Raw genomic sequence first — 25,849 nt, forward strand, 5'->3', positions numbered from 1 at the left:
CGAAAATGGAGCTGACCAGCCTGCAATATCTGCTCGGCGCCGGCTCGGGCGGGCTGGTCGGCTTCACGCTCGGCCTCGTCGGCGGCGGCGGCTCCATCCTCGCCGTGCCGCTGATGGTCTATCTCGTCGGCGTGCCCAGCCCCCATGTCGCCATCGGCACCAGCGCGCTGGCCGTCGCCGTCAACGCCGCCACCGGCCTCCTCCCCCATGCCCGCGCCGGCAATGTCAAATGGCGCTGTGCAGCCCTCTATGCCGCCGCCGGCGTGCTCGGCGCATTCGGCGGCTCCACCATCGGCAAGGCGTTCGACGGCGAGAAGCTGCTGCTGCTCTTCGCCCTGCTCATGCTCGTCGTCGGCGTGCTCATGCTGCGCGGCCGCGAATATATCGGCAATCCAGCCGTCCAGCTCAGCCGTGAAAATGCGCCCCGCCTGCTCGGCTTCGGCGCACTCACCGGCGGCTTCTCCGGCTTCTTCGGCATCGGCGGCGGCTTCCTCATCGTGCCCGGCCTCATCGCCGCCACCGGCATGCCGATGTTGAACGCGGTCGGCTCCTCGCTCGTCGCGGTCGCCACCTTCGGCCTCACCACCTCGCTCAACTATGCCGCCTCCGGCCTCATCGACTGGCCACTCGCCGCCATCTTCATCGCCGGCGGCATCCTCGGCGGCCTCGGCGGCGCCCGCACCGCCCGCCAGCTCTCCGCGAAAAAAGGCCTGCTCAACAGCGTCTTCGCCACGATCATCTTCATTGTCGCCGGATACATGATCTGGCAAAGCCTCAGCTGAAAAGGATCCCGATGCGCCAGAACCTCGGCCCCCTCACCGATCTCGAAGCCGTCACCCGGCTCATCGATCTCGACGGCAAGCATGTCCTCGACATCGGCTGCGGCCCCGGAGACATCGCCCGCAGCCTCGCCGAGGCCGGCGCCACCGTCATCGGCCTCGAGCCCGATCCCGCACAGGCCGCCAAAAACGCCGCCGCCGCCCCCACCCCCGGCGTCACCCTGCTCCAGGCCCCCGCCGAAGCCCTGCCCGTCGCGCCCGCCAGCCAGGATGCGGTGTTCTTCTTCCGCTCGCTCCACCATGTCCCCATCGACGCCATGGACAAGGCCCTTCACGAAGCAGCCCGCGTCCTCAAGCCCGGCGGCAGCCTGTTCGTCCTCGAGCCCGGCATGGACGGCAGCCATTTCGCCGTCATGCGCCCCTATCATGATGAAACCATCGTCCGCACCGAAGCCCAGGCCGCACTTGCCCGCACCGCCAGCCGCCTCTTCGAAAGCGCCAGCCACCACCAATATCATCTGACCGCACGCTATCCCGATTTCGAAGCCATGGTCACCCGCGTCACCGGCCAGACCTTCAACAACATCCAGCGCGCCGATGTCGAAACCCCGCACGTCCGCGCCCTGTTCGAGCAGGGCCGCACCCCGGACAATGATTACGCCTTCGACCAGCCGATGCTGCTCGATCTCTACCAGCGGCCCAAACCCGCCCTTGCCTGAGCACCGGCCTTCGGCCATTATGTAGCAGTCGCTACAAAAGGGCCGCCGCCATGTTCGCCTTTCGCCTGTTCCTGACAGCCTTTCTCGCCATCCTCACCGGCTACACCGCCGCCGTCATCGCCGACCACGGCTGGAACCTCCTGCCCGTCTTCTTCGGCGACATGGCCAGCCTCTCATGGCCCGGCCAGTTCAATCTCGATTTTTTCGGTTATCTGCTGCTCACCGGCCTGTGGCTCGCGTGGCGGCATGAGTTCCGTGCGTCCGGCCTCGCGATCGCCGTCGTCGGCACGCTCGGCGGCATGATGTTCCTCAGCGTCTATCTGCTCGTCATCGCAGCCCAGACCCGCGGCAACATCCGCGCCATGCTGCTGGGCCAAAGCCGGGCGGGCGTCCAGCGCCCGCCCGAATCAGGGCCTCAGGCGTAATTCGCCGCCGCAAATCGCCAGTCGAGATGGTCATTGACCAGCGCCTTCACATAGTCCGGCCGCCGGTTCTGATAATCGAGATAATAGGCATGCTCCCACACATCGACGGTGAGCAGCGGCTTCATCCCCTGGGTGAAGGGCACATCGGCTGCCGCCGTGCTCACCACCTTCAGCGTGCCGGCGTCCGACACCAGCCAGCCCCAGCCCGAGCCGAACTGCCCGGTGGTCACCTTGATCAGCTCCGCCTTCAGCGCGTCCACCGAGCCGAAATCCCGCTCGATCGCCGCCAGCAGCTTGCCTTCCGGCGCGGTCTTGTCCGGGGTCAGGCTGGCCCAGTAAAACGTATGGTTCCAGGCCTGCGCCGCATTGTTGAAGATCGCCTTCTTCGAAGGGTCACCCGCCACCGCGAGGATGATCTCCTCAAGGCTGGCATCGGCCATCGGCGTGTCCTTCACCAGCCCGGCCAGCGCATTGAAATAGGCGGCATGGTGCTTGCCATAGTGAAAGGAGATGGTCTCCGCCGAAATCACCGGCGCCAGCGCGTCATCCTTCCACGGCAGCGGCTGCTGGCTCAGGCTGGACCGGCCAATGGTGGCCGCCGACAGCGGGGCTGCGCCCGCACCCACGCTCATTGCTGCCCCCGCGACGGCAGCGCCCGCCTTGAGAAATGTGCGACGTTGTAGATCCGCATTTTCGCTCTCTCCTGTCATGCAAAACTCCCTCTTCTCACGCCCCCATATGCGGACTGCGCGCCAGATTCGCTACCCCCTGCGCCACCATGACCGGCCATCAGCCCCGATTAGCCGCCCCGATCAGCCGCCCAGATAAACCCAGGGCCGCGCGCGCCGGTCGGCCGCTTGAAAGGCGCGTATCGCGTCCGCCGCCTGCATCGTCAGGTCAATCGCATCCAGCCCGCCCAGCAGCATCGCCTTCGCTTCCCCGTCAATCGCAAAGCGCCACTCGCGCGCGCCCGCCGAAACCGTCTGTTCGGCCAGATCGATCCGCACCACGCCGCCGTCCGCCAGCGCCGCCACCGCCTCAGGTTCCAGCACACAGGGCAACAGCCCGCCGCGCACCGCATTGCCGGCAAAGATCGGCGAAAAACTCGGCGCAATCACCGCCCTGATCCCATATTCCACCAGCGCCCACACCGCATGTTCCCGGCTCGACCCACAGCCGAAATTGGCCCCCGACAGCAGAATCGCCGCCCCTGCATAGTCCGGCCGGTTGAGCACAAAGGCCGGGTCCGGCACCCGCCCCTCCAGATAGCGCCGCCCGGCAAACAGCCCGTCCTTCAGCCCGGTCTTGCCGGTCGTCTTCATCTCGCGCGACGGGATGATGATATCGGTATCGATATTGTCCTCGATCATGGGCGCGGCCACGCTCTCCAGCACCGTGAAAGGCTGGCTCATGCCGCCTCTCCCGGCGCCGCAATCACACCGGCCAGCGCACTCGCCGCCACCACTTCGGGGCTAGCGATATGGGTGCGCGTGCCCTTCCCCTGCCGGCTCTCGAAATTGCGGTTGGTCGAAGAGATCACCCGCTCCCCCGGCCCGAAGCTCTCGCCGCCCGCATAAAAACACATGGAACACCCACTCTCGCGCCATTCAAAGCCCGCGTCGAGAAAGGTCCGGTCCAGCCCCTCGGCTTCCGCCGCGCGCTTCACAGCACTTGACCCCGGCACCACAATCGCCCGCACGCCGTCCGCCACCCGCCGGCCGCGCACAATCGCCGCCGCGCGCCGCAGGTCCGAAAGCCGGGCATTGGTGCAGCTGCCAATGAAGGCCCCGTCAATCGCCAGCCCCGCCACCGCCTGCCCGGGCTCCAGCCCCATATAGGCGAGCGCCTTCGCCGGCGCGCCCAGAGGCACCGCCTCGCCCAGCGGCAGAGACTGCGAGGGCGACGTCCCCCAGCTCACCATCGGCCGGATCCCGCCCGCATCCATCACGATCTCGCGGTCAAACACCGCATCCCCGTCGCTCACCAGCGCGCCCCAGGCCGTCACCGCCGCGTCCCAGTCCGCGCCCTTCGGTGCATAACGCCGCCCCTTCAGCCACCCCAGCGTCACCGCATCGGGCGCAATCACCGCGCTGAAGGCGGCAAATTCGGTCGCCATGTTGCACAGCGTCATCCGCCCTTCCATATCGAGCGCCCGCACCGCTTCGCCGGCAAATTCAATCGCATAGCCCTGCCCGCCGGCGCTGCCATGTTCAGCAATCAGCGCCAGCGCCATGTCCTTGGGCGTCACCCCGGCGCGCAATTGCCCCTCAAAGCGCACCCGCATCGATTTCGGCTTCTTCACTCGCAGCGTGCTCGTCGCCAGCGCATGCTCAGCCTCGGTCGAGCCAATCCCCCAGGCCAGCGCCCCCACCGCCCCTTGCGTGCAGGTGTGGCTGTCCGGCGCCACCAGCGTCAGCCCCGGCAGCACAATGCCAAGCTCGGGCGAGACCACATGCATGATCCCCTGGTCCGGGTCGGTCACGTCAAACACATGAATGCCCGCCGCCCGCGCCGCCGCGCGCGTCTCGGTGATGAACGCCTGCCCGCCCGGCATCAGCGTCGCATCGCCCCGCCCCGGCCGCGTGTCCACAATATGGTCCATCGCCACAAAGGCGCGGCGCGCGTCCCACACCCCGCGCCCAGCCGCCTTCAGGCTACCCAGCGCCGCCGCCCCGGTCCGCTCATGCAAAAACACCCGGTCGATATGGATGATGCTCGCCCCGCCCTCGGTCTGCGCCACCTCATGCGCCGCCCACAGCTTGTCAAACAGCGAGGCCATCTCAGCGCGCCATCTCCCCGGCCAGCGTGCGCAGCGCCGGCACCAGCGCATCCACCTCATCAAGCGTCGTGAACAGTGACGGCGTGATCCGTACACAGGCCCCCGCCCCCAGCCCGGAGCGGTGCACCGACATGATGTTGAACCGCTTGAAGAGCTCATCCGTCACCAGAATATTGTCCGCCACGCTGGTCCGCCCCCTGATCCGGAAGCTGGTCGAAGCCCCGTGCAGCCGCGGGTCGTCCGGCAGCAGAATCTCCACGCCCTCAATGGCCCGTGCCGGCTTCACCCAGCAGTTGCGCAGATACTGCAGCCGCGCCAGCTTGGTCGGCACGGTGATCCGCGCCTGAAAGTCAAACGCCGCCGGCACGCTCAAGAGCGGCGCAAAATCAAACGTCCCCAGATGCAGCCGCGTCTGCGCGTCCACATCCTTCGCCTCGGGCTCGTCACGCGCCGGCGCAATCTGCGAGATCGCGCTCGCCCTGATCCACAGCGCCGCCACGCCCAGCGGCGCGCCCACCCATTTGTGAAAGTTCATGCCCACAAAGTCGGCGCCAAAATCGGGCAGCTTGAAATCGATATGGCAAAAGCTCTGCGCCGCATCGACAATCACCTGCACCCCGCGCGCCCGGGCAATGGCGGTGATCTCCGCCACCGGCACCACCAGCCCGCTCCGGTGCACCATATGCGTCAGGATCAGCAGCTTCAACCGCGGCGTCGTCTCAATCGCCCGCCGATAAAAGTCGATCAGCCCGTCATGGCTCGGCAGGTCGGGCGCCCGCAGCTTCACCGCCTCCGCACCCCGCGCCTGCGCCGTCGAGATCACCGTCCCCTGCACCAACTCGTAATCCAGGTCCGAAAACATCACCCGGTCGCCCGCACCCAGATCGCGGAACTGCCCGATCAGCGCCGAAAGCGCTTCCGCCGCATTGCGCGCAATCCCGATCTCGCGCGGCAACACCCCCAGCTCCAGCGCAATCCGCTCGCGCGCCGCCTTGCGGTCGGCCTGCATGGCGCGTCTCGCATAGACGCTGTTTTCCCGGTTCAGCCGCTGCAGCATCGCCAGATGCACCGCCCGCACCGGCTCGGCCATGCTCCCCCAATAGCCATTCTCAAGCTGGATCACCTCGCGGCTCACATCATAGTGCCGCGCCAGCCGCGCCCAGCCCGCCTCGTCATCCGCCACCAGCCGGGAATAATCCTCCGCCCCCTGCGCCCGCACCGCGCCCGCAGCGCCCACCGCCGCCGCACCCACAAGGGCCATCCGTCTCGTCACGTCCATCCGCCTATCCCATACAAAACTGGCAAGTGCTGCCATTTCCAGCCATCATCGCACCATGAACACCGCTCGCCCCATCCGCAAGCTTCTGGTCGCCAACCGCTCGGAGATCGCCATCCGCGTCTTCCGCGCCGCCACCGAGCTCGACATCCGCACCGTCGCCATCTTCGCCGAAGAAGACAAGCTCGGCCTGCACCGCTTCAAGGCCGATGAAGCTTATCCGCTGCCGCCCGCCAAAAGCCCCATCGCCGCCTATCTCGACATCGCCGCCGTCATTGCGATCGCCAAAAAGGCCGGCGTCGATGCCATCCACCCCGGCTACGGCTTCCTCTCCGAAAGCCCCGATTTCGCGCAAGCCTGTGCAGACGCCGGCATCATCTTCATCGGCCCCACCCCCGACACCATGCGCGCGCTCGGCGACAAGGTCAGCGCCCGCCAGCTCGCCATAGAGGCCGGCGTCCCCGTCATCCCCGCCTCCGATCCGCTTCCGTCCGACGACGCCGAGATCAGGCGCATCGCCGCCGAGATCGGCTATCCGCTCATGCTCAAGGCCAGCTGGGGTGGCGGCGGCCGCGGCATGCGCGCCATCGAGAGCGAGGCCGAGCTGATCGAAGCCGTGCGCGCCGGCCAGCGCGAATCGAAAGCCGCCTTCGGCCGCGACGAAGTCTATCTCGAGCGCCTCATCCGCCGCGCCCGCCATGTCGAAGTCCAGCTGCTCGGCGACACCCAGGGCAACCTCGTCCACCTCTTCGAGCGGGACTGCTCGATCCAGCGCCGCAACCAGAAGGTCATCGAGCGCGCGCCCGCCCCCTATGCCGATGAAAAGCTCCGCACCGCACTGTGCGAAGCCGCCCTCAAGATCGGCCACGCAGCCAGCTACAAAGGCGCCGGCACCGTCGAATTCCTGCTCGATGAAGACAAGGGCAGCTTCCACTTCATCGAGGTCAACCCGCGCATCCAGGTCGAACATACCGTCACCGAGGAAGTCACCGGCCTCGACATCGTCAAGGCCCAGATCCGCATCGCCGAAGGCGGCCACATCGGCGCGCGCGAGGAAACCGGCATCCCGCCGCAAAGCGAAATCGAACTGTCCGGCCATGCCGTCCAGTGCCGCATCACCACCGAAGACCCGGAAAACAACTTCATCCCCGATTATGGCCGCATCACCGCCTATCGCGGCGCCTTCGGCCACGGCGTGCGCATCGACGGCGGCACCGCCTATTCCGGCGCCGTCGTCACCCGCCACTATGACCCGCTCCTCGAAAAGATCACCTGCTGGGCGCCCAGCGCCGAGGAAGCCATCGCCCGCATGGTCCGCTCGCTTCGCGAATATCGCATCCGCGGCGTCGCCACCAACCTCGCCTTCCTCGAAAATGTCCTCACCCACCCCGAGTTCCGGGCCGGCCACTACACCACCAAATTCATCGACAACCACCCCGAGCTGATGGCCATCACCTCCCGCCAAGACCGCGCCACCAAGCTGCTGCGCTACCTCGCCGATGTCACCGTCAACGGCCACCCCGACGTCAAGGGCCGCCCCAAACCCCCCGCCGACGCCCGCAAGCCCGACCCGCTCCCCGAAGCCCCGGTCCCCGATGGCAGCCGCCAACAGCTCGAGAGCCTCGGCGCGCAAGGGCTGATGACATGGCTCAAGGCCCAGCCCCGCGTCCAGCTCACCGACACCACGCTGCGCGACGCGCACCAGTCGCTGCTCGCCACCCGCATGCGCACCCATGACATGCTGGCGCCGGCCGCCTTCATGGCCAGCCATCTGCCGGGTCTCTGGAGCCTCGAATGCTGGGGCGGCGCCACCTTCGATGTCGCCATGCGCTTCCTCGGCGAAGACCCGTGGGAACGGCTCGACAGCGTCCGCGCCCGCGCCCCCAATCTCATGACCCAGATGCTGCTGCGCGGCGCCAACGGGGTCGGCTACACCAACTATCCCGACAATGTCGTCCAGGCCTTCATCAAGCAGGCCGCCCAGGGCATCGACATCTTCCGCATCTTCGATTGCCTCAACTGGGTCGAAAACATGCGCGTCGCCATCGACGCCGTGCTCGATTCCGGCAAGATCGCCCAGGGCGCGCTCTGCTACACCGGCGACATCCTCGATCCTGACCGCGCCAAATACAGCCTCGCCTATTATGTCGACCTCGCGCGCCAGCTCGACGCCGCCGGTTGCCACATGCTGGCGATCAAGGACATGGCCGGCCTCCTCAAGCCGCCCGCCGCCCGCGCCCTCATCCGTGCGCTCAGGGACGCCACCGACCTGCCGCTGGCGCTCCACACCCATGACACCTCGGGCGCGGCCGCCGCCACCCTCATCACCGCCATCGAGGAAGGCATCGACGTCGTCGACGCCGCCATCGACGCCATGTCCGGCACCACCTCGCAAGCGTGTCTGGGCAGCATCGTCCAGGCTGTCCGCCACACCCCCATGGATACCGGGCTCGATCCGGCCGCCATCCGCACGCTGTCGGTCCATCTCGAAGCGGTGCGCACCCTCTACACGCCGTTTGAATCCGACCTCAAGGCGGGCGCATCCGAAGTCTATCTCCACGAAATGCCCGGCGGCCAGTTCACCAACTTGAAGGAGCAAGCCCGCAGCCTCGGCCTCGAATCCCGCTGGCACGACGTCGCCCGCGCCTATGCCGAGGCCAACCAGCTGTTCGGCGACATCGTCAAGGTCACCCCCTCCTCCAAGGTCGTCGGCGATCTCGCGCTGATGATGGTCACCCAAGACCTCAGCCCGCAAGACATGCTCGATCCCGCCCGTGACATCGCCTTCCCCAAATCGGTCATCGACATGCTGCGCGGCGATCTCGGCCAGCCCCCCGGCGGCTGGCCAGAGGCGTTCCAGACGCGCGTGCTCGGCGACACGCCCGCCATCACCGTCCGCCCCGCCAGCCTGCTCGAACCGGTCGACCTCGCCGCCGAGCGCGCACGCGCCGAGGCCGCGCTCGAACAACCCCTCTCCGACACCGACTTCGCCAGCCACCTCATGTATGAGAAGGTGTTCGCCAATTTCCTCAGCCTCCAGCGCCAGTTCGGCCCGGTCAGCGCCCTGCCCACGCCCGCCTATTTCTACGGCATGCAACCGGGTGATGAACTGGCGGTCACCATCGAACAGGGCAAGACCCTCGTCATCCGCCTGCAAGCCATCGGCGACGTGGAGGATGATGGCCGCGTCCGCCTGTTCTTCGAGCTGAACGGCCAGCCCCGCGTCATCGTCGTCGCCAACCGCGCCGCAAGCGCCCATCTCGACACCAAGCGCACCGCCGACCCGTCCGACGAACGCCACATCGCCGCCCCCATGCCCGGCGTCGTCGCCATGCTCGGCGTCGAGGCGGACCAAAAGGTCAAGGCCGGCGATCTGCTGCTCACGCTGGAGGCGATGAAGATGGAAACCAGCATCACCGCCCCGCGCGACGGCACCATCGCCGAAGTCGCCGTCCGCCCTGGTCAGGCCATCGACGCCAAGGATCTGCTCCTCATCCTGTCCGACTGAGCGGCTCGGCTCCTCCCCCATTCATCGCTGTTCTGCCCCCGCTCGGCGCACATTCATTGACATTTGGCTAATCCCTACTCATTGGGTAGGCATACGGGTGGCGCAGCGAGAGTCGTCAATGCGCCACCAAGTCGTCGCTGTCGCGCCGGTCCTCATTGTCTCGCGTTCCCGGACCGTCCGCTGCAGCCGCGCCCTTGAAGCCTCTTGAATGTCCCACACCCTCGACCCCGCATCGTTCCGCATGCCGGCCCGGGCCTCGCTGCTCATCGGCGGCATCGCCGCCGGTCTCGCCATCGCCACCGTCTCCGACCGTGTCGCCGCCGCCCCCGGCCTTGAAGACCGGCCCACCACTTTCGAAACCGGCCCGCTCACACCGATCATGGCCGATATCAGCGCCATCCCCATCAATCTCCCCGAACTCGCCCCCTTCGCCAGCGGCCCGCTGGGCGAGGTTTCGGCTGAAGATTTCGAGTGCATGGCCCGCGTCGTCGATCACGAAGCCGCCAACCAGCCGCGTGACGGCAAGCTCGCCGTGGCGCACGTGCTCATCAACCGCGTCCGCTCAAAGCGCTTCCCCAATACGCTGTGCGCCGTCGCCTATCAGCCCAAACAGTTCAGCTACATCAAGAGCCACCGCATCCGCGAAAACAGCCAGCGCTGGGCCACCGCCCGGCAAATCGCCCATGACGCGCTCAGCGGCCGCGCTCAGGACCCCAGCGGCGGCGCCCTCTTCTTCCACGCCACCTACATCGCCCCCAACAGCTTCTTCCGCACCCGCACCCCCATCGCCCAGCTCGAAGACCATATCTTCTACCGCTGAAGCCCGGCGCCCGATCAAGCGTCAGGCCCCGGCTTCGCCAGCCGCCTGACTGACGCTAGGATTAACTATATTATTTGATTATAATATTCAACATTATCAATGTCTTACTCACATTTCTGAGCGAAAAAACCGCACACCCATTTCCGTCTGATAAAAGTTTCAAATTGGCACTTTATGTCGCAGGCGCGTATCGTCAATACGCAAATTAGGCGCCAACACGAGACATGAAGGACCTGAAATGGTTGCCTTGAGATACGCTGTCGTCGCCCTGCTCTGCGGCACCGCCGCCGCCGCCCCTGCGGCCACCATCACCAACTGGAACCTCACCAACGTCGATCAGGTTCCCGACGCGGTCGATCCATCGATCGGCGTCAGCAACATTTACGACCGTGACGTGACCGGCGGCACGACCGGCGCCACCACCAACGGCACCATCCTCTGGACCAAGTCGCCCGCACCGGGCCTCACCGTCCTCAACAACGATCTCGATCTCAATCCCGGCCAGTCCATCCCAGATTGCATCGTCGCTGTCGGTGCCAATTGCGAAGGCGCGTTCCAGTCTGACAAGCGCGTCAAGATGGTCGCCACCAACACCGGCGCCATCGATCTCCAGTTCGACACGCTGGGCGATGCCGAGAGCAACAGCTACCAGCTGTTCCACCGCATCATCAACGAAACCCCCCAGCGCCTCAGCGGCTTCACCGTCGAGCTCGGGTTCGGCCTCGGCGGTGACTTTGTCCGCTCCGGCAGCGATGACGGCCTCAGCTTCGATCTCACCGCCCAACTCGGTCCCAACAATCTGCCCGCCTATTCGCAATTCTCCTTCGGCATGTTCGGCGATGCCAGCACCAACCCCAATTTCACCCTCGATGGCTTCTTTGCCGCCGAGCGCACCGGCTTCAACCTGTTGACCGGTGAAGATCTCATCCAGACCGCCGGCCTCTACGGCCCCTATGACGCCCTGTTCGGCCCCGGCATGCTCAACACCGCCCTCGTCCCCGATGGCTATTTCTGGGACAATGACGGTGATCCCCTCACCGATCCGCTGCTGATGGCCTGGTTCAACGGCACCGATTGGGAACAGCGTCGGATCATCGATCCCAATGATCCCACGGCCGCGCTCACCGCCACCCCGTTCCTCACCACCGAAGCCGCCCTGCAGCAGCAGCCCGGCTTCGAAAAGGACATCATCGAAGACCTGCGCAACCTCAATCTCAATTTCAACATCCTCACCGGTCCCGATTTCAACCGGAACAGCTTCACCCTGCGCTTCGTGACCAACGCCGTCCCCGAACCCGGCACATGGGCCATGCTCATCGCCGGCTTCGGCCTCGTCGGTGCCTCCATGCGCCGCCGCCGCAGGCAGCCAGCCTCCGTCCTCGCCTGACACCAGGCCTCACAGAAAAACCCCGGGGCGCGGCGCCGCGCCCCGGGGTTCTTTTTTGGCGCACGTCGCTCAGGCGAACTCGGTCATCATCATGACCATGCCAAGCCCGTCGAGAACCGTGTCCTCGCGAACCGCCTGGTTCTGGATGCGCAGGTCAAACTCCTGCGACGTCTCCGCCAGGTCGAACGCCGTCTCGGGCGTGCCGAAATTCTCCTCGAAATATTCGGCAAAGGCCTGCTGCTCGCGCAGCGCATTGGCCGGGACCACGTCACCCGAGGTGAAGCTCAGCGAAGGATCGACCGCCGCCGACACCGTGCCGTCATCAAGCAGGAAGCGGAAGTTGCTGCCATTGGCCTTGATCTGATAGCCGTCGCCGCCATTGGCGGTGAAGTTGAGCGCCACCACCGTGATCGTCGCCGGCGCCCCGTCCACCACCATGCCGTCATCGGCAATGGCCGCCACCTTGTTGCCAAGCTCATCCACCAGCGCAATGTCGCGAACACGGTCGCCCGCGTCGCGGCCGGGGTCATAGCTCACCTGCACCCCGCCCAGCTGGAAGAAGCCGCCATTGTTGGGCGTCGTCGCCGCCGGGTTATTGAGGATGTTGAGCAGCCCCTGCGGCGTCGTCTCGAAGATCATCAGCGCATTGTTGAAGCGCAGCGAATTCTCGACATCAAGCTGGCTCACCTCGCCGCCCGGATTGGGCAGGAAGTCGACCGTCCCGTCTTCCTTCGGCGCCGACACGGTGCCGATCTGCGCGCGGATGCCGCCGCCATTCTTCAGCGACACAATCACATCGGTCGGCGCCAGACCCAGCGCATCGCGCGCCGCATCGGCATTGGCATCGGCCGAAACGGAGCCAAGGTTGGTCTCCTCATTGCGCACCGCCGCCCGCGCGCCTTCCAGATAGACATCGGAGAAGCCGAAGACATTCGAAGACTTGACGTCGATCACGGCCTGTACCGCATCGGTCAGCGCCCGCACCTCGGCGCCGCGCGTGCCGTCGGCAAAGGCGGTGGTGTCAAGGTCGGCCTCGTCCACACCCCAGGCCGCCGCCACAGTCTCCGCCGTCGAGGCATAGGCCCCGTTGATCGAGACACGGCCCTCAAGGCTTTCGGTGATGATCACGCCCTCGGCGTCGAAATCGACCACCAGCCGGCCCAGATAGGTATATTCATTGTCGGTGTTGACGATCAGCGTCGGCAGTTCGTCAGCCCCTTCGGTCACGATCGGATAGTTATCGGCAAAATCCGCGGCATGGCCGGGGAAGTCCACCGCCACATCATCGGCGTCACCCAGCCGGGTGTTGGAGCCGGCCGCCACGATGATGTCGACACCTTCGAGCAGCGGTGCCAGCGCCCGCTCATTGCCCAGCAACTGCAGGTGCGAGAGCAGGATGATCTTGTTCACGCCTTGCGCAATCAGGTCATCGACATAAGGCTGCAGCTGTTCGGCCAGCAGCGCCATATTATCCGCCTCACCATTGGCGCCCGGCCCGGTCGGGAAGCCCTTCACCTCAGTGCCGGTCGGCGAACTGATCTGCTCCAGAAGCTGCGTCGTCACCCCGACAATGCCGATATTCTCGCCATTTTCCTCGATCACAGCCGACGGCACGATCCGGCCGTTGAGGTTGGCCGCATTCTCCAGCCCGCCCGCATCCAGCGTCTCGGTGAAGCGCGAATTGAGCGTGCTGTCACCCGAGAAATCAAGGTTGGCCGAAACATAGGGGAATTGCGCCCCCACCCATGAACCCGAAGGCGCAAAGGCCGTGCGGAAGCCATCGCTGCCAAAGTCAAACTCATGGTTGCCGATCGCCGAGGCCTGCACGCCCATCGCATTATGGATGGCGATATCGACCCGGCCCTGGGCATTGCCGCCCGGCAGCACGCTGGTGATCGACGGGTCGGCCCCGGCGGCGAAGAACGGGCCGGGAATGAAGTTGTCGCCGCCCGCCAGCGTGATTGAGTTGACATAATCGTCTTCAAAGGCGTCGATCAGCGCCGCCATGTTCGGCGCCGTCTGCGACGCCAGCAGCCCGGCCTCGCCATCGGCAAAGTGCAGCAGCTGCAGCGTATAGGTCGTCGCCGGCGTGATGGTGATCGCCGTCAGCGTGTTCGAAACCTCGTTCGAAACCAGCAGCGTCGCCTCGCCCGTCGGGCTGTCCTCGGCGCTGATATAGACCAGGCCTTCCGGGCTGACGTCGGTCAGGCCACGCACATATTGCACGAACTGCACATTGCCGGGGTCGGTCACGTCATAGATCATCGTGCCGCCGCCGCCGCGCTCAATCGCCACAAAGGCCAGCACGGACTCGCCGAACACGCCCGTGGTGATGCCCTCCGGCTCAGGCCCCTTGTTATCCGAACGCCCATCGTCGAACAGGCCAGTCCCCGGCCCGTCAAAGACGCCGCCCAGCGCAATGAACTGCTCGATATGCGAGGCGCTGTCGAAGACGATCGTGCCATTCTCGTCCAAGATCGAGAAGGAGCGCGCCCCATAGGTCAGCAGCTGGTCGATATCGCCGTCGCCGTCCAAGTCGCCATTGTTGCCCGGCGCATTGGACACGCCCAGACGGCCGATGACATCATCCGCCTGCAGCGCTGCGGCATCGGGGAAGATCGTCGGGTCAAGGTCGAGGTCCTTGATCCGCGTCGCTTCCTCAAAGCCATCGAGAAACTCGGGCAGGAAGTCGTCGCGGTCATCGCCCTCATTGGCAATGACGAAATAGCTGCGCCCATCCGCCCCGGTGAACGAGGCAATCGCATCCGGCATGAACTGGCCGAACACCGGATTGTCACGCGTCAGGTTGATGCCATCGTCCCGGTCGGAGAAATCGGCCAGCAGCCCCTCAAAGCCCTTCAGCCCCAGCGGCACGACATCGGTGATGGTGGCCGACGCAATGTCGAGCACGGCCACTGCATTATTCTCCTGCAGCGTGATGAACGCGCGTGTGCCATCCTCGGTGATGGCGATATATTCCGGCTCCAGGTCCTGCGCGACCGTGGTGGTCTCAAAGCCCTCCTCGCCGGCAAACAGCCGCACCCCGGCCGCCTTCAGCTCGTCCAGCCGGTCATTGAACGCCGCAAAGCCCGCCGTGGTCACGGTGGCGCCAGCCACCCCGCCCGAAATGTCGATGATGCTCACCGAGCCTTCGGCATCGGTGCCGGCCTCATCCAGCTCGGCTTCATTGGCGACCAGGATCTTGCTGCCATCGGGCGTGAAGGTCACCATGTCCGGGTTGGCACCCACCGCAATCGTGCCAAGAATGTCCGGATCAGCGAAATCGCTCTCGTCGCTTTCAAAGATGAACACGCTGCCCGGCTGCGTCTTGTCCTCGGCAATCACCGCGACCGCCACAAGGCCGTTCGACACCGCCACGCTGCTGATGTCATTGGTGCCCAGGCTGATCGTGCCCAGCAGCGTCAGCCCCAGGTCGGCATCCACCGACACCACCTGCAAACCACTGCCCGAGGTCACGAAAATGCGGTTGGTCTGCGGGTCAAAGGCCGAAATCTCGGCCCCGGCCAGTTCCAGCGTCGAGGTCGCGCCAAAGTTGATCGACCGGTTGCCAGTCACGTCCAGCCGGTTGGTCACCTCGAAGGGCGCAAAGCCCGGCGCCTCATTGCCGAACAGGTCGACAACCCCCGTGCCCTCATAGGCCACGGTCACTTCGCCGTCCGTCGCCAGCGCCTCGCTCAGCCGCAGCGTGATGCGGTTGCCGGCCACATTCAGGTCGGTCACCGTGATCTCGTCGCCCTGCATCACCGTGAAGCTGGTCGCCATCGGCGCGCTCATCATGTCGAGCGTCTCGTTGAAATACAGCGTCACCACATCGCCGAGCGCATCGATGCTGGCATTGATGACCTCGGGGCCAGCGCCCACCGAAATCACCAGCGGCGCCGACGCCGGGCTGACATTGCCCGCCGTATCGGTCGCCCGCGCCGTCACCGAGCGCTCACCCGACGGCAGGGTCACATCAAGGCTGAACCGGCCGTCGCTGCCGGCCGTGGTCGTGCCCAGGCTGGTCGTGCCGTCAAACAGCTCGACCCGGCTGCCGGCTTCCGCCGCGCCGCTGATCGTCAGCCCCTCGGTCTGGTCGGTGACGTTGTCGCTGCTCGATGCACCATTGTCATCCAGCGCGTCCAGATCCAGCCCGCTCGGCGCCGTCGCCGCCGCCGCATCCACCGTGATCACCAGCGGCGCCGAGGCCACGCTGACATTGCCGCCAGCATCGGTGGCGCGCACCGTGATCGACCGCGTGCCCTCCGGCAGCGTCAGGTCACGGCTGAACGCGCCGGTGTTGCTGGCGTTGGTCGCCCCGATATTGGTCGCGCCATCAAAGAAGTCGATGCGCGCATTCGGCTCGGCTGTGCCCGAAACCGTCAGCCCCGTGGTCCGGTTGGTCAGATTGTCGCTGTCCGAAACGCCCGTGTCGTCGGCCGCCGCCAGATCCAGCCCGGTCGGCGCCCCCGGCGCCGCCGTGTCAGGCGCGATCTCAGGCAGATCCTCGCCGGTATTCCGCGTGAGGGCGACAATCCCGCCCGTCACGGCCAGCGCGCCAAGCGCCGCATAGAGCGTGCCCGAACCGCCGCCGGCCGCGCCGCCCGACGCCGCGCCTTCACCGGCCTGTCCCGCCCCGCCATCGGCATCAAAATCGCTCGCAAAACCTTCGGACCCAAAGCCCTCGGCCAGACCCGAATCGAGGCTGGCCATCTGCACACCGGCCTCTGCCGTATCGCCTGCCGTCTCGTCCGCCGCCTGCCCATCCGCCGCCGGCTCGCCGTCCTCATCCTTGCGCTTCTTCGCAAACACCACCGGCGTCGCATCACTCAGCACAGGCGCAGCCACGGCCGCCTCCACCACCGGCAGGGCCTCGGGAACAACCACCAAGCGAGCGCTGGTGTCAGCCTCATTGCCCGCCGCTTCAGCCGCAACCTTGCCAGTGACTTCGAGCGTCATGTCGTTCTCCCAGATGTTCAGCCGGCCAACGGGCCGCGCGAGTAGCGAATGGTGAAACCCCGCAACATCCTTAGAAATTGTTTGTGATGGATTGATGCGAGTTAGGTTTCAATATTGTGAAACCCCCTCAGCGTTCGACCATCGCCTCCGACGCCGTCTTCAAAATCGGCTTGGTCAGATAGCGGAACACCGTGCTCTGCCCGGTCTTGATCTCCGCCGTCACCGTCATGCCCGGCTGAATCTCGATCCGCTCATCGGCGCGCCGCGGCCGCATCTGGCTGATGTCGACATCCAGATTGACCCGGTAATAGATATTGTCGCCGCCGCGCTCGCGCGCCTCGGTCAGCGTGTCCGGGCTGATGTAAGAGACCGTCCCCGTCCCCGCGCCATAAACCGCCAAATCGTAGGTATCGAACTTGATCGAGGCCGTCTGGCCGGTCTTCACAAAGGCAATGTCGCGCGGCGGCACCTGCGCCTCCACGATCAGCCGCTCGCCGGTCGGCACGATCTGCAACACCTCGTCACCCGGCCGCAACACCCCGCCCACCGTCGTCAGCCGCACGTTCTTCACAATGCCGTCGGTCGGCGCCTCCAGATCGGCCGCGCCCAGCGCATCCTCGCGCTGCGCCAAAATCTGCTCGGCGGTCACCAGCTCCTCCTCGGTGCTGGCAAATTCGGTCTGCAATTCCTCGATATAGCGGCTGCGGCGATTGGAAATCTGCCCCTGAATCTCGACAATGCCGCGCTGCATGCGGATCATCTCCGAGCGCGACACGTCGCCGGTCTCGACCAGCGGCTGATTGAGCGCCAGCTCCTCGCGCATCAGCGCCCGCGTCGCCTCCAGCGAGCGGATCTCCGCCCCAAGGGCCGCGCGCCGGCGCTGATAAAGCTGCCGCTGGTTGGCAACAAAATCGCGGTAGGGCAACACATCCTCCGGAAAGGCCAGCGGCTTGTCGAAAAGCTCGGCATCGATCCGCGCCATCCGGCTCTTCAGCGCCGCCACCTTGGCCCGCGCCTCCTCCACCCCGGCCTCCAGCTTCACCTTCTCCAGCGCCACCAGCAGCTGCCCACGCTCCACCAGATCGCCCTCGCGCACCAGAATCCGCTCGATCACCCCGCCGTCCGCGCTCTGCACAATCTGCACCCGCCCCAGCGGAATCACCTTGCCCGGCGCCCGGGTGATCTGGTCCAGCTCGGCCCAGAGCGACCAGAGCAGAAACAGCACCAGCCCGCCGGCAATCGCCAATATGATCAGCCCCGAAGGCTTGAGCGTGACACGCATGATGGTTGCCCCTGTTGTCCGCTCAGCTTTTCATCACGGCGGCCTTCAATCCGCCCCCAGTTGCCCGCCCCGCCGCGCGCCGCGCCTGCGCCGCCGCCGGCTGCCGCGCCAGCATCTCCGCCACCGGCCCGTCAGAGATGATCTTGCCGCCCACCATCACCAACACCCGCTCGAAGCGCGGCAACAGCTGCAGCCGGTGCGTCACCATCACCAGCATCCCGTCCGCCGGCAGCGCCGCATCAAGGGCGGCAAACACCGCCCGCTCGCTCGCCTGGTCAAGGTTGGCCGTCGGCTCATCCAGCAGCAACACGCCGGGCCGCGCCAGCAGCAGCCGGTTCAGCCCCACCAGGCTGCGCTGCCCCCCCGAAAGCCCGGTGCCGCCCTCGCGGATCGCCAGGTCAAGCCCATGCGGATGCCCGGCGATCATCGCGCCCAGCCCGGTCTGGCCGGCGCATTTCAGAATGTCGTCGTCGCTCACATGGCCAAGGCCAATCGTCATATTGTCGCGCAGCGAGCCGTTCACCAGCCGCACATCCTGCGGCAGATAGCCAATATGCCCGCGCAGCACATCCTCGGCAATCTGGTCCAGCTCAAGCCCGCCGATGGTGATGCTGCCCGCCTGCGGCCGGTAAAGCCCCGCCAGCATCCGCAGCAGCGTCGATTTCCCCGAGCCCACCCCGCCGATGATCGCCACCCGCTCGCCCGCCCTGATCTCAAGCGCCGGCACATTCACCGCCTCGCGCCCGCCCGCATAGCCAAAGCTCACTCCGCTCGCGCGCAGCGGCGCCACCAACACTGAGGGCCGCAGCCGGGCGCTGCCCTCCGGCCGGTCGACCGGCAGCGCCAATATCCCGTCGAGCGCGCGCAACGAAGACCGCGCAAAGCCCCATTGCACGATCAAATTCGGCAGCATCGCCACCAGCGGCCCATTGATGCGCCCGGCAATGATCGAGCAGGCCAGCAGCCCGCCCGCCGTCAGCTCGCCCGCCCCCACCGCCAGCGCGCCCACCGCCATCACCGCCACATAGGCCAGCTGCTGCAACAGCTGAAACACCGAGGCCGCAATCGCCGAGGTCCGCTTCACCGGGTCCTCATAGCTGTGCACCTCGCGCACCAGCCGGTTCCACCGCCCCAGCATGAACCAGCCGCCCTGATTGGCCTTGATCGATTCCGCCGCGTCCAGCGCCTCCACCAGCATCCCGTTCTTGCGGTTGCTGCTCACCTGCGTCCGGTCGGTGCCCTTGCGGATCATCCGGCCCAGCCCGAAGGCAATCGCCAGCGCGATCGGCAGGCTGATCACCGGCACAATCGCCACCACCCCGCCGATATAGCCGATCACCAAGATGAACAACAGCGCAAAGGGCAGGTCGGCAATCAGAAACAGCGAGCCCGACGACATCACCGAGCGCACCTGCTCCAGCCCGCGCAGCTGCGCTGCCATGGTGCCCACACCCGGCGGCCGCGCATCCAGCCGCACCGCCTGCGAGCGCGCGAAGAAATATTCCGACACCTCGGCATCAATCTCGGCCGCCTCGCGCTCGATCATCACCGCGCGCAGCACGCGCAACACAAAATCCAGCCCCAGCGCAAACACCACACCGATGCTCAGAACATAAAGCGTGCTGGTGCTGCCCAGCGGGATCACCCGGTCATAGACCTGCATCGAATAGAGCGAGGTCGCCAGCGTCAGCAGATTGGCAAAGACGGTGGCCAGCGCCGCCATGCCGATCACCTGCTTGCGCCGCATGATCGCCCGCCAGAACACGGCAATCGCCGTCGGGCTCTCGCCCGAGCGCAGCGGGTCGGGCAGCGCCAGCTCATGAAAGGCCAGCGCGCTCGAAAACGGCAGCAGCTCCGCCGAACCCGCCAGCCGCAGCGCATCCTCATGCGCCCATTGCTCGGCCACCGCCCAGCCGCGCCCCGGCGCAAACACCAGCAGCGGAAACTCGTCCGGCCGCGGCCGCGCCGCCAGCGCGACGGCCGCCGGCCAGCCCAGCCGCGCCGTCAGCAGCCCCAGCGCGCTGTCACTCGCCCAGTCCCGCGCAGCCGCATCGCCGTCCACCTCCGCCGCCCAGGCCGGCGCCAGCGGCAGCCCCCGCGCCCGCGCCAGCCCCGCCACCGCCGCGCGCAAATCCCCCACCGGATACGCCCCCGTCATGGCATCGCCTCCGGCAGGGGTCTCGCCTCCGGAGCAGGCATCGCCGCAACCGCAGCCTTCATGGCGCGCTCGTCATCCCCCGCCATCGCCGGCGCCCATGCACAGCTTCTGAGCAAGATCCGCGCCGTCGCCGCCATCGCCGAGGTCTCGGCCTCGGCCACGGAAAGCTCGGCCGCCAGCGCCTCGCGCACCGCGTTCATCACATCCGGCCAGGTCCGCCGGCCGGCCAGAAACTGCCGCTCATAAGAGGCCGTCACCAGGTCAGACGCTTCGGCCGCGCGGCTGCCGGCCTCGGCGCGGCTGCGCGCCGCGCCCTCGATCACAAGGTCCTGCTGCACCGCATTGCCAAGGTCGCGCTCGGCCTCCAGCCGCTGAAAGGTCAGCGCATCAATCCGCGACGCCGCACTGCTCACCGCCGCCACCTGCGACAGGCCATTGCCGGTCTGCAGCCTCAGCGCCAGCCCGGCGCGCGTCCCCGTCACCTCGTTGCGCGAGGCCTGCGCCACCAGCTGCGGAAACAGGCTGCCCCGCGCCACCTTGCGCTCGGCCTCGGCCGCCTGCGTCTCAAACTGCAGCCGCGCGATCTGCGGGCTGCATTCCAGCGCCCGCTGGATCGCCGCCTCGTCCACGCCCGCCACCTTGCGGGCGCGCCACACCGGCACCGGCCCCAGATCAAATTGCGCCCGGCCCACAAGCTGAAGCAGCTGGTTGTAGCTGGTCTGGCGCTGGCCCAGTGTCGCGGCCAGATCCTGCTCCAGCTGGGCAATGCGCGAGCGCGCCAGCTCAAGATCAGCGCGCGGCGACACCTCCTGCGCCACCCGCCGTCCAATCGTGTCCACCAGCCGCTGCTGCCGGGCCAGTCCGGCGCGAATGATGGCCTCGCGCCGCGTGGAAAACACCAGATCATAATAGGCCTGAACCGTGCGCAGCGCGATGTCCATCTGCGTCTCGCGCACCGCATTGCCGCCCGCCGTCAGCAGCGCCTCCGCCCGGTCAATCCCGCCATTTATCCGCCCGCCCGTCCACAGCGGCTGCTCCACCGTCACATTGGCCACAAGCCCATTGTCATTGTTGAACTGGTTGCCGCCGCCCAGCGCCAGCGCATCAACGGTCAGGCTGGGAAACCGCTGCCACTTGGCGCCGCGCAGATCAGCCTCGCGCGCCGTCGCCTCGGCGCGCGCCCCTGCCACGGCCGGATAGCCCTGCACCGCCGCCCCGACCGCCTCCTGAAGCGCCGGCGGCACCACCTCGGGCGGCAAGACCAAAGCCTCGCCCATCGCCGCCCGGCCCTGCACCGGCGGCCCATAACCCGGCCCATAGCCAGTCTGCGCGCCGAGCGCGCCCGGCACCGCCAGCATCAACGCCAGCAAGGGCAGCGCCAAAGTCGAAACGCTTGCAGCCCCCATCCACCATCCCGTGAAACAATCGGCCCGGCGCCACCAGCGCACGCCCACCAGACCCCCGCACCTAGTCCTGCGATGCGAAGAAAATATTTCACTTTTCTGATGAATTGATGACAGCGCGCCAAAGCCGCGTTCAACGCGCCACCGAAAAACCTGGCTGGGGCGGGAGGATTCGAACCTCCGCATGGCGGTACCAAAAACCGCTGCCTTACCGCTTGGCTACGCCCCAATGCGCCGCCACGCCCTAGGCCAGCGCCGCGCCCGCATCAAGCCCCCACACGGTCGCTATTCCGCCGCTATTCCGCCGGGTCCGCCAGCGCTTCCGGCTCGGCCGTCGTCATCCGGATGATCATCGCATAGGCCACGCCGGTCAGCGCCAGCCACACCAGCCCCGTGCCCGGCCAGGCCAGCGCCGCCCCATTGGGCAGCGCCACCAGCGCCAGATAGACAAACAGCCCGCGCGGCCAGCCCAGCCGCGCATGAAGATGATGGTGCAGATGGTCGCGGTCGCCCTCAAAGGGCGAGCGCCGCCGCGCCAGCCGCACCACCATCAGCCGCACCGTGTCCATCACCGGCACCGCAAACAGCAGCGCCACATCATCCGCGCCCCAGCCCTCAAACCCCAGATTGTAGCTCAACACCGCCAAAAGCCCGAACAGCGTCGAAATCGCATAGCTGCCGCCATCGCCCAAAAACAGCCGTCCGCGCATATTGGCCCACATCAGCCCGACCAGCACCCCCACCGCCGCTGCCAACACCGGCCAGAACGGCTGCGGCAGATGCACCGCCAGCACCATCGACCAGATCAGCCCCTGCCCGATCACCACGCCATTCTTGCCGTCCGCCATATTGACCGCATTCAACAGCCCCAGCAGGCAGATCAGCGTGAACCCCGCGCCAGCCGCGCCCAGAAGCAGCAGCTCGGCAGGTCCGAAATAAAGAAACGCCAGCGAAAAATCGCTCGCCTGCGAGATCACCAGCATCAGCATCACCATCGCCGCCAGCAGCCGCACCACCGGCGAGAGGTGAAACCGGTCATCGCTCACCCCGATCAGAAACATCACCCCCACCGCCGCCGCCAGCCAGCCCAGGTCATGCGCCACCTGCGGCGCCGCCCCGCTGCGCGTCACCAGCGCCGCCGTCACACTCGCCAGCGTCAGCGCCAGCCCGCCCACCAGCGGCGTCACCTTCACGTGCCGTTTGCGCCCGCCGTCCGTGTCCGGCCAGTCCAGCAGCCCCAGCGCCCGGCCAATCGGGTCGGCCAGCCAGCCGATCACCAGCGCCAGCGCCAGCCCCAGCGCCCCCATTCCAAGGCAGATCTGCAGCATCTCCGGATCGTTCAAACCGCGACTCCTTTTGCCTGCGTCCCGCTCATGCACCCGTTTTTGCTGGTCGCCAAGCCGCGATGGCGCCAATATCGTGTCCCATGAGCCACAGTCGCATCATTCTCGTCACAGGCGCCGCCGGCTTCATCGGCGCGCACTGCACCAAGGCCCTGCTCGCCCGCGGCGACCGCGTCATCGGCATCGACAATCTGAACCCCTATTACGACCCCGCCCTCAAACACGCCCGCCTTGAAAGCCTGATCGGCCCGCATCCGGCTTTCCGCTTCGCAAAGGCCGATTTCGCCGACCCGGAGGCACTCGCCGCCGCCATCGGCCCCGACACCCCCAGCCACATCCTCCATCTCGGCGCCCAGGCCGGCGTCCGCCATAGCCTCGATGCCCCGATGAGCTATGCGCACAGCAACCTGACCGGCCATCTGGCCCTCCTCGAAGTCGCCCGCCATGCCCGCGTCGCCCATATGGTCTATGCCTCCTCCAGCTCGGTCTATGGCAACAAGAGCCCGCTGCCCTTCAGCGCCGATGTGCCCGCCGACACCCCCGTCTCGCTCTACGCCGCCACCAAGCGCGCCGGTGAGCTCCTCGCCGAATCCTACGCGCAGCTTTATCAAATCCCCCTCACGGGCCTGCGTTTCTTCACCGTCTACGGCCCCTGGGGCCGCCCCGACATGGCGCTGTGGCGCTTCACCGAGCGGCTGCTCGCCGGCCAGCCCCTGCCGCTTTACAATCACGGCAACATGCGCCGCGATTTCACCTACATCGATGACATCGTCGCCGGCACGCTCGCCGCCCTCGATGCCCCGCCTCAGAGCAACGGCCAGCCCAAGCCCGGCGGCTACACCACCCCCCACGCCCTCTACAATCTCGGCAACGACCAGCCCCAGCCGCTCTCGGCCCTCATCACCATCCTCGCCCAGGCCTGCCACACCACGCCGCGCCTCGACCATCTCCCCATGCAGCCCGGCGACGTCGAAGCCACCTGGGCCGACATCACGCCCGCCCGCCAAAATCTCGGCTATGCCCCCAAGACCCCCCTCGAAACCGGCATCCCCGCCTTCGTCCGCTGGTATCAGGCCTATCACACGCCCGATTGACGACAGCCCCGCGCCCGTCCATCCAGAGCCATGGCCCGCAGCTTGCGCCTCTCCGAAACCTGGTTCAACCGCGGCCTGTGGGTGCTCGCCCTCGTCTTCGCCGCCTTCCTCATCGGGCTGGGCGGCACCATCGTCTCCGATCTGCCGCAAGTCGAGGCCGACATCAGCCGCGAAACCTTCATCGACGCCAAAGCCATCGCCCCCCTGCGCGCCGAGCGCACCGCCGCCGAAACCGCCCTCACCGAGGCCAATGCCGCGCTCGACCAAGCCCGCCTCGCCGCCGACAGCAGCCGCCAGGTCTATAATTCCGCCCGCGAATCCTTCGAAAACTGGCTCGCCACCCGCACCGCCACGCAGCGCCCCGATCAGGACTCCGAACTCATCGCCCGCACCGCCCAATTGGACGAGCTCAAGGCCGATGCCGACCGCACCCGCATCGCCGTCGAAGCCCAGCGCAAGGCCCAGCTCGACGCCCGCCAGGCGCTCGACCGTATCAACGCCCAGATGCAGCCCCTGCTCAATGCCGCCGACGACGCCTATGCCGACGCCCTGGAGGCTGCCGAGCTGCGCGTCTTCCTCTACCGCCTCGCCCTCACCCTGCCGCTCCTCGCCGTCGCCGGCTGGCTGTTCAAAAAGCAGCGAAAGAGCAAATACTGGCCCTTCGTCTGGGGCTTCATCCTCTTCGCCCTGTTCGCCTTCTTCGTCGAGCTCGTCCCCTATCTGCCCAGCTACGGCGGCTATGTCCGCTTCGGCGTCGGCATCCTCCTCACCCTCATCATCGGCCGCTGGGCCATTGCGGCCGCCAACCGCTATCTCGAAGCGCAAAAGTCCGCCGAAACCCAGCCCGAGCCGCTCCGCCGCCAGACCCTCACCTATGACACGGCGCTCATCCGCATGAGCAAATCCGCCTGCCCCTCATGCGAGCGCCCGGTCGATTTCAAGAATGACGCAATCGACTTCTGCCCGCACTGCGGCATCGGCCTGTTCGACCGTTGCGCCAATTGCAACACCCGCAAAAACGCCTTCGCCCCCTATTGCCACGCCTGCGGCACAGCCTCGGCGCGCTAGGCCAGCCCCAACAGCCGCCGCGCCTCGGCGACATGCAACACCTCGACCATCCGGCCCTTGTAGGTCGCCACCCCGCGCCCCTGCGCCAGCGCCGTCTCATAAGCCGCAATCATCCCCTTGGCGTCCGAAAGCTCCTGCGCGCTCGGCGCAAAGGCCGTCATGCACGGCGCCACCTGGTCGGGGTGAATGAGCGACTTGCCGTCAAAGCCCAGCATCCGCCCCTGCCGCGCCTCCGCCAGAAAGCCGTCCCCGTCACGGATATCGGCATAAACCCCGTCAATCGCCAAAATCCCCGCCGCCCGCGCCGCCATCAAAATCGCCCCCAGCGCATATTGAAACGCACTCCGCCCGGCGTCCGCCTGCGCCCGCAACTCCACGCCCATGTCGGCCAGCCCCGCCATCAGCGCCGTCACGCCCGGCACAGCGGCAATCTCGGCCGCCGCCAAAACCCCCTTCGGCGTCTCGATCATCGCCCAGATCGGCCTGCCCTCGTTCATCGCCACCGCCCGCGCCGCCTCGGCCTCGCTCTCCACCTTGGGCACCACCACCGCCGCCAGCACAAGGCTGCGCGCCGTCTCGAAATCCCCCTCCGCCCAGGGCGTCGAAAGCCCGTTCACCCGGATCATCCGCGAAGGCGCGCGCCACGTATCGGACACTATCGCCAGCCAGGCCAGCTCGCGCGCCTTCTCCTTGTCTTCAGGCTGCACCGCATCCTCAAGGTCCAAAATCACCGCGTCCACATCCAGCCCCCGCGCCCGCGCCACCGCGCCGTCGCGGTTCGCCGGCACATAAAGCACCGTGCGCATCACCCCAGTCATCAAGCGCCTCCCGTCATCACGGGCCTTCGCT

At 66.8% G+C, this 25,849-nt stretch carries 17 protein-coding genes, 1 tRNA gene and 2 pseudogenes; 9 read left to right on the plus strand and 11 right to left on the minus strand.

Annotated elements, in window-relative coordinates; all coding sequences use genetic code 11:
- The first annotated feature begins 5 nt into the window (after positions 1-5).
- The 3 genes from ACMVO5_RS05360 to ACMVO5_RS05370 are packed head-to-tail and all read left to right on the plus strand — an operon-like array spanning position 6 to position 1,923.
- Entirely contained in the window at positions 6-782 is a 777-nt protein-coding gene (locus ACMVO5_RS05360) for a sulfite exporter TauE/SafE family protein (RefSeq protein WP_416909034.1), read from the plus strand.
- 11 nt (positions 783-793) lie between these two features.
- Positions 794-1,498 (plus strand): class I SAM-dependent methyltransferase, encoded by a 705-nt coding sequence (locus tag ACMVO5_RS05365; protein WP_416909035.1) that lies wholly within the window; start codon positions 794-796, stop codon positions 1,496-1,498.
- 50 nt (positions 1,499-1,548) lie between these two features.
- Positions 1,549-1,923: a hypothetical protein gene (locus ACMVO5_RS05370; protein WP_416909036.1), complete on the plus strand. Its 375-nt coding sequence runs from the start codon at positions 1,549-1,551 to the stop codon at positions 1,921-1,923.
- Here ACMVO5_RS05370 and ACMVO5_RS05375 read toward each other — a convergent pair.
- The 4 genes from ACMVO5_RS05375 to ACMVO5_RS05390 all read right to left on the minus strand — a co-directional run bounded on the left by ACMVO5_RS05375 (position 1,914) and on the right by ACMVO5_RS05390 (position 5,975).
- Positions 1,914-2,555 (minus strand): superoxide dismutase, encoded by a 642-nt coding sequence (locus ACMVO5_RS05375; RefSeq protein WP_416909037.1) that lies wholly within the window; start codon positions 2,553-2,555, stop codon positions 1,914-1,916. The genes ACMVO5_RS05370 and ACMVO5_RS05375 overlap by 10 nt on opposite strands.
- 180 nt (positions 2,556-2,735) lie before the next feature.
- Positions 2,736-3,335, minus strand: a complete 600-nt coding sequence (leuD, locus tag ACMVO5_RS05380) for a 3-isopropylmalate dehydratase small subunit (protein WP_416909038.1) — start codon at positions 3,333-3,335, stop codon at positions 2,736-2,738.
- Complete coding sequence (locus ACMVO5_RS05385) at positions 3,332-4,702, minus strand: 3-isopropylmalate dehydratase large subunit (RefSeq protein ID WP_416909039.1); 1,371 nt, start codon at positions 4,700-4,702, stop codon at positions 3,332-3,334. The genes leuD and ACMVO5_RS05385 overlap by 4 nt, the downstream gene beginning before the upstream one ends.
- Before the next feature lies 1 nt (position 4,703).
- Positions 4,704-5,975 carry an aminotransferase class V-fold PLP-dependent enzyme gene (locus tag ACMVO5_RS05390; RefSeq protein ID WP_416909040.1) on the minus strand — a complete coding sequence of 424 codons (1,272 nt, stop codon included), beginning with the start codon at positions 5,973-5,975 and terminating at the stop codon, positions 4,704-4,706.
- 61 nt (positions 5,976-6,036) lie between these two features.
- Here ACMVO5_RS05390 and ACMVO5_RS05395 point away from each other — a divergent pair, with 61 nt between their 5' ends.
- The 4 genes and pseudogenes from ACMVO5_RS05395 to ACMVO5_RS05410 all read left to right on the plus strand — a co-directional run.
- On the plus strand, positions 6,037-9,486 hold the full coding sequence (locus ACMVO5_RS05395) for a pyruvate carboxylase (RefSeq protein WP_416909041.1): 3,450 nt from the start codon (positions 6,037-6,039) through the stop codon (positions 9,484-9,486).
- A 208-nt stretch (positions 9,487-9,694) separates the two neighbouring features.
- Positions 9,695-10,306, plus strand: a complete 612-nt coding sequence (locus ACMVO5_RS05400; protein ID WP_416909042.1) for a cell wall hydrolase — start codon at positions 9,695-9,697, stop codon at positions 10,304-10,306.
- A 238-nt stretch (positions 10,307-10,544) separates the two neighbouring features.
- Positions 10,545-11,522, plus strand: a pseudogene (locus tag ACMVO5_RS05405) (choice-of-anchor F family protein); the annotation flags it as partial.
- 66 nt (positions 11,523-11,588) lie between these two features.
- Positions 11,589-11,693 (plus strand): annotated as a pseudogene (locus ACMVO5_RS05410) (PEPxxWA-CTERM sorting domain-containing protein); the annotation flags it as partial.
- Positions 11,694-11,762: 69 nt separating this feature from the next.
- Here ACMVO5_RS05410 and ACMVO5_RS05415 read toward each other — a convergent pair.
- The 6 genes from ACMVO5_RS05415 to ACMVO5_RS05440 all read right to left on the minus strand — a co-directional run bounded on the left by ACMVO5_RS05415 (position 11,763) and on the right by ACMVO5_RS05440 (position 22,838).
- Positions 11,763-16,652, minus strand: a complete 4,890-nt coding sequence (locus ACMVO5_RS05415; RefSeq protein ID WP_416909043.1) for a choice-of-anchor I family protein — start codon at positions 16,650-16,652, stop codon at positions 11,763-11,765.
- A 127-nt stretch (positions 16,653-16,779) separates the two neighbouring features.
- Positions 16,780-17,934 (minus strand): HlyD family efflux transporter periplasmic adaptor subunit, encoded by a 1,155-nt coding sequence (locus ACMVO5_RS05420; RefSeq protein ID WP_416909044.1) that lies wholly within the window; start codon positions 17,932-17,934, stop codon positions 16,780-16,782.
- A gap of 22 nt (positions 17,935-17,956) precedes the next feature.
- Complete coding sequence (locus ACMVO5_RS05425) at positions 17,957-20,092, minus strand: ATP-binding cassette domain-containing protein (RefSeq protein ID WP_416909045.1); 2,136 nt, start codon at positions 20,090-20,092, stop codon at positions 17,957-17,959.
- Positions 20,089-21,498, minus strand: coding sequence for a TolC family protein (locus tag ACMVO5_RS05430; protein WP_416909046.1), 1,410 nt, complete (start codon positions 21,496-21,498; stop codon positions 20,089-20,091). Before ACMVO5_RS05430 ends, ACMVO5_RS05425 begins: the two co-directional genes overlap by 4 nt.
- 151 nt (positions 21,499-21,649) lie before the next feature.
- Positions 21,650-21,724: transfer RNA gene (locus tag ACMVO5_RS05435), tRNA-Gln, on the minus strand.
- Positions 21,725-21,791: 67 nt separating this feature from the next.
- Positions 21,792-22,838, minus strand: coding sequence for a glycosyltransferase family 4 protein (locus tag ACMVO5_RS05440; RefSeq protein ID WP_416909047.1), 1,047 nt, complete (start codon positions 22,836-22,838; stop codon positions 21,792-21,794).
- 83 nt (positions 22,839-22,921) lie between these two features.
- Here ACMVO5_RS05440 and ACMVO5_RS05445 point away from each other — a divergent pair, with 83 nt between their 5' ends.
- Both ACMVO5_RS05445 and ACMVO5_RS05450 read left to right on the plus strand, forming a co-directional pair.
- Positions 22,922-23,932 carry an NAD-dependent epimerase/dehydratase family protein gene (locus ACMVO5_RS05445; RefSeq protein ID WP_416909048.1) on the plus strand — a complete coding sequence of 337 codons (1,011 nt, stop codon included), beginning with the start codon at positions 22,922-22,924 and terminating at the stop codon, positions 23,930-23,932.
- Between the two features lie 30 nt (positions 23,933-23,962).
- Complete coding sequence (locus ACMVO5_RS05450) at positions 23,963-25,000, plus strand: serine endopeptidase (protein WP_416909049.1); 1,038 nt, start codon at positions 23,963-23,965, stop codon at positions 24,998-25,000.
- Here ACMVO5_RS05450 and ACMVO5_RS05455 read toward each other — a convergent pair.
- Positions 24,997-25,818 carry an HpcH/HpaI aldolase/citrate lyase family protein gene (locus ACMVO5_RS05455; RefSeq protein WP_416909050.1) on the minus strand — a complete coding sequence of 274 codons (822 nt, stop codon included), beginning with the start codon at positions 25,816-25,818 and terminating at the stop codon, positions 24,997-24,999. The two genes, ACMVO5_RS05450 and ACMVO5_RS05455, sit on opposite strands and share 4 nt — an antisense overlap.
- Positions 25,819-25,849: the final 31 nt, after the last annotated feature.

Origin of the sequence: Polymorphobacter sp., assembly GCF_048007885.1 — a bacterium.
GTDB lineage: Bacteria > Pseudomonadota > Alphaproteobacteria > Sphingomonadales > Sphingomonadaceae > Sandarakinorhabdus.